Genomic DNA, 3,632 nt, shown 5'->3' on the forward strand with positions numbered 1-3,632 from the left:
AAGGCCTGGTCGAAACGCGCCAGTGGAAACACCACTTCGCCCACTTCAATGTTGTAAAGTAAGGCTGCACTGCTACCCGTGGTAACAAAGTCGCCGCTGCCAACATTGCGCGACACGATAAGCGCGTCGTAAGGTGCGCTGACTTCGCAATTGTCCAGGTCTCGCTTGGCAATTTTCAATTGGGCCTGAGCGGCTTTCAATGCTGCTTCAGCACTTAAAATTTGAGGTTTTCGCAAATACAGGTCTGTTACCTGGGCATCGGGCAGGGACGCCGCTTCTCGTTCGGCAACACGGGCAAGGGCTTTTTCCTGAATTAGTGCAGATTCAGCTGAGGCGAGATTTGCTTGCGCCTGTAGTAACGCTGCTTCATAGGCGTCTTTTTCGATGGTGAAGAGTACTTCACCGCGTTTTACGATGCCACCAGACAGAAATTGTGGATTCAAACTGGTTATCTCACCGCTGACCTGGGCTGACAGGTTAGTTGACTCAAGCGGAGACAGTTCACCAAATGCTTCGATTTCTACAGGGTAGGCAACCGGTGAGAGTTGAGTGACTTTAACGGTAGGACGAGTATCAACAGCCTCGCTTTCGCCTTCTTCGTTGCCAAGCGCCGTTACGCCTTTCATGGCGCCAAACCCTAAACCTACTACCAAAATAGGTAGACCGACTTTTATGATCCATTTCATATTACAGACTTCCAATAACCCTTGTTGATGCACTGTTTTAATTATTATTGACGATATTGCGTGCTATACAGAGTATTCAAATGTAAATATGTATGAGCAACGTAAAGATACCGTCACAGTTGTGCGTTTTTCATTGTGATTTGTAACCAATAACCGAGGCGCGGGAGAATACTGCGTTTGCAAATAGTACCGGCGTCATCAGCGTGCACATGAATACGTGGATGTGCGATAAGTTGGTTTACTTTATAGTCTTGCTAATGATGACGCAGATAGCACCTTATTGCGACCCTTTTCTTTGGCTTTATACAGGGCTTTATCGGCCAGTGTCAGGGCTTTGTCCAGCCCTTGTTCAAAATCGATTTGAGCCACACCAAAGCTGGCGGTGATCACAACCTTTTCTTGCTGGAGTTCTACGAGGGAAGTGGCAAGGGTTTCACGCACTTTTTCGGCCAACACAACCGCATTTGATTCTTCTGTATCAGGCAACACAAACAGGAATTCTTCGCCGCCCCAGCGGGCCACACCGTCCTGTTCTCTAATTGATGCTTTAAACAGGTCGGAGACGTGCTTGAGCACTACATCTCCACCGTCGTGACCGTACTGGTCATTAACTCGCTTAAAACGGTCGATGTCACACAAAATAAGGCTTAACGGCTTTTTCTGACGACGGGCACGGGCAGATTCAAATTCGATGAATTGTTGAATGCCACGCCGGTTGGGTAATCGGGTCAGTATGTCTTGTTGCGCTTGCTTCTCAAATTTATCGCTAAGGTCTTTTACAATATTAAAACTGGTCTGCCGACTGTGTTCGTAAAACGCAGACAAAAACGTCACCGTGGCGAATGAATAAAGCAAGCGGAGCTTAAATTCGGTGGTGTATTGAGCAACAACAAACCAACCATCTGCAGCGAATAAAATGTAACTGCAAAGGGTAATAAACACCGCAACCGTAATTACACCGTACACGACCCCGGCAAAAAACATGGCAACGGGAGGCAGCACGTAAATCCACAGTGGACCAGTGTTCGCAACCCCGCCCGTGATAACCAGATACAACATGAGTCCGGCCAGCGACACGACCAGAATAAATGGGGCCAGAACATGGTTGTAGAGGACTTTAGAGTGCAACAAAAGGGCTTTACACAAGCCAAATAACGCAGAGGAGGACAGCAAGACAATGCCAAGTACGCGGTCATTGTCGATCATTGCCCTGATACCTAAGGCAAAGGTAATCGACATACCCACCATAGCGAACAGATTTATTACAATGATTTTGCGGTTGGCGTCTTCATCGTAAACCTGTTTACAGCCACTGGTGATGAGCCAGTTAACAGCGCGAGTAACACGGTCAGTTATTGTATTAATGAGCCTCAATTCCTGTCACGATTTGGTTAGCTAACTTCGCTACGAGTTCGCGCATTTTTTCGACTGTATGCGCGAAGCCGTCTTTCTCCAAAGGCGTTTGAAACGCAAACTCAATGATTTTCCCGGGTTGTTGTGATTGTCCTAATCGATAAGTGCCACGCAAAATGACCATTCCATTGTATGCAGGAATAAAATCATCAATAGAGATATCTAAAATGTAGCCTGACTGAGCGCTGTTTGTCCACAATCTTTGCGTTTGTAAGCGGAACTTATGGTTGGTTGCCAAATTGTCTTTGAGCGATTGCACTACGCCTTGTTCCACTGGCTCAGACCATACGTGTTGTGGTGAAAAATGCAGTTCACTGGGGCTCAACTGTACAATTAGACTGCGTTGTTTCAGGTATTCCGGTATCGACAACGAGTGCAATTCTATTGAGGGCCAGGTGGTAATATCCTGAGTCTCAGACATTTGTACGGGCTCGTGTAACAGGTAGTAATTCATGCTCACCGGGCGGCTGCTACAGCCTGCCAGTACAAAGGCCATGATGATACTGAATGCGACTTTAATCATGGGTTTGTCTCCCTGGCTTTGGGTTGAATATCGACATCGGCGTTGTCTGAAAAGATAAGTCCGTTAGGTGTGGTATTGAGTTGTCGCAACAAGGGCTGAATAGCGCGGAGCGTATCCTGTAACGCATTCATCGTGTCGGCGATCTCTGCTTTACTCAGGCCGCCTTGTGAATAATGCTTCAGCAGCCCTTCAAATGCTTGCAGTGATTGCTGGATTTGCGCATTTAATGTTTCAGTGTCAAAGCTGGCCAGGGTTGCATCGAAATTGTCACTGGTTTGGTTAACCGATTCCGCCGCGGCTTCCAGCGTTTGTACCACATCACCGATTTGTGTGATCAGATCTTCAAGCGGTAACGCGTTGATTTTGTCCAGGATGGCGTCAGCTTTTTGAGTAAGCTGGGTAAATTCGTTAGAGACCGTAGGAATAATATCGAAGCCGTTTACTGTTTGTATGGCGGCGATTTCCGGATCGTCAACGTGCTGCAGGTCTACGTACAAACCACCGGTCAGTACGTTACCCATACGCAGGGTCGCGCGGAGATCCTTCCCAATCCATCTGGCCAGTCGTTCGCGCAAGAATTTCAAGCCGGTCTCACTGTCCTCTAAACGCACTTTTCCAGGGTACAGGTTTATCAACACAGGGATAGGGTAGTCGTCGTCCAGCAGGCTGCCGATTTCAATTGATGCGTAGTTGATGGCCTCGACTTTACCTATTTGCAAGCCACGGTACTCCACAGGAGCACCGACTGTCAGTCCTCTTACGCTTTCTTCAATCAGCAAAATATACTGAGCGGCATATTTAAAGCGTTCGTCGGCAGCGGCGTCGTAATCGTTGTAAATAACAAACTCAGCGTCGTTGTCGATGGCTGCCCCTTTGCTAACACCCTGCGGGTTACCGAAGGTAACCCCGTTGGCGAGTAAGGTCTCCAGACTCCCGGTTTGAATAGTAAGGCCGGTTGATGCCAATTGCAGTTTCACGCCACTGACATTCCAAAAGCGCGTATTAGCGTT

4 protein-coding genes are annotated in these 3,632 nt (G+C 47.8%); all 4 read right to left on the bottom strand.

Going from position 1 to position 3,632, the window contains the following annotated elements; translation table 11 throughout:
• On the bottom strand, positions 1 to 686 hold a 686-nt coding region (locus AC4MRN_RS19960; RefSeq protein WP_491204304.1), incomplete at its 3' end, for an efflux RND transporter periplasmic adaptor subunit.
• Positions 687 to 929: 243 nt separating this feature from the next.
• Positions 930 to 2,060, bottom strand: coding sequence for a GGDEF domain-containing protein (locus AC4MRN_RS19965; protein ID WP_491204305.1), 1,131 nt, complete (start codon positions 2,058 to 2,060; stop codon positions 930 to 932).
• Positions 2,047 to 2,622 (bottom strand): PqiC family protein, encoded by a 576-nt coding sequence (locus AC4MRN_RS19970; RefSeq protein WP_491204306.1) that lies wholly within the window; start codon positions 2,620 to 2,622, stop codon positions 2,047 to 2,049. The genes AC4MRN_RS19965 and AC4MRN_RS19970 overlap by 14 nt, the downstream gene beginning before the upstream one ends.
• Positions 2,619 to 3,632 (bottom strand): PqiB family protein (locus AC4MRN_RS19975; protein ID WP_491204307.1); only part of this gene is annotated, 1,014 nt, incomplete at its 5' end. The genes AC4MRN_RS19970 and AC4MRN_RS19975, both read right to left, overlap by 4 nt.

Source organism: Marisediminitalea sp. (assembly GCF_984433645.1).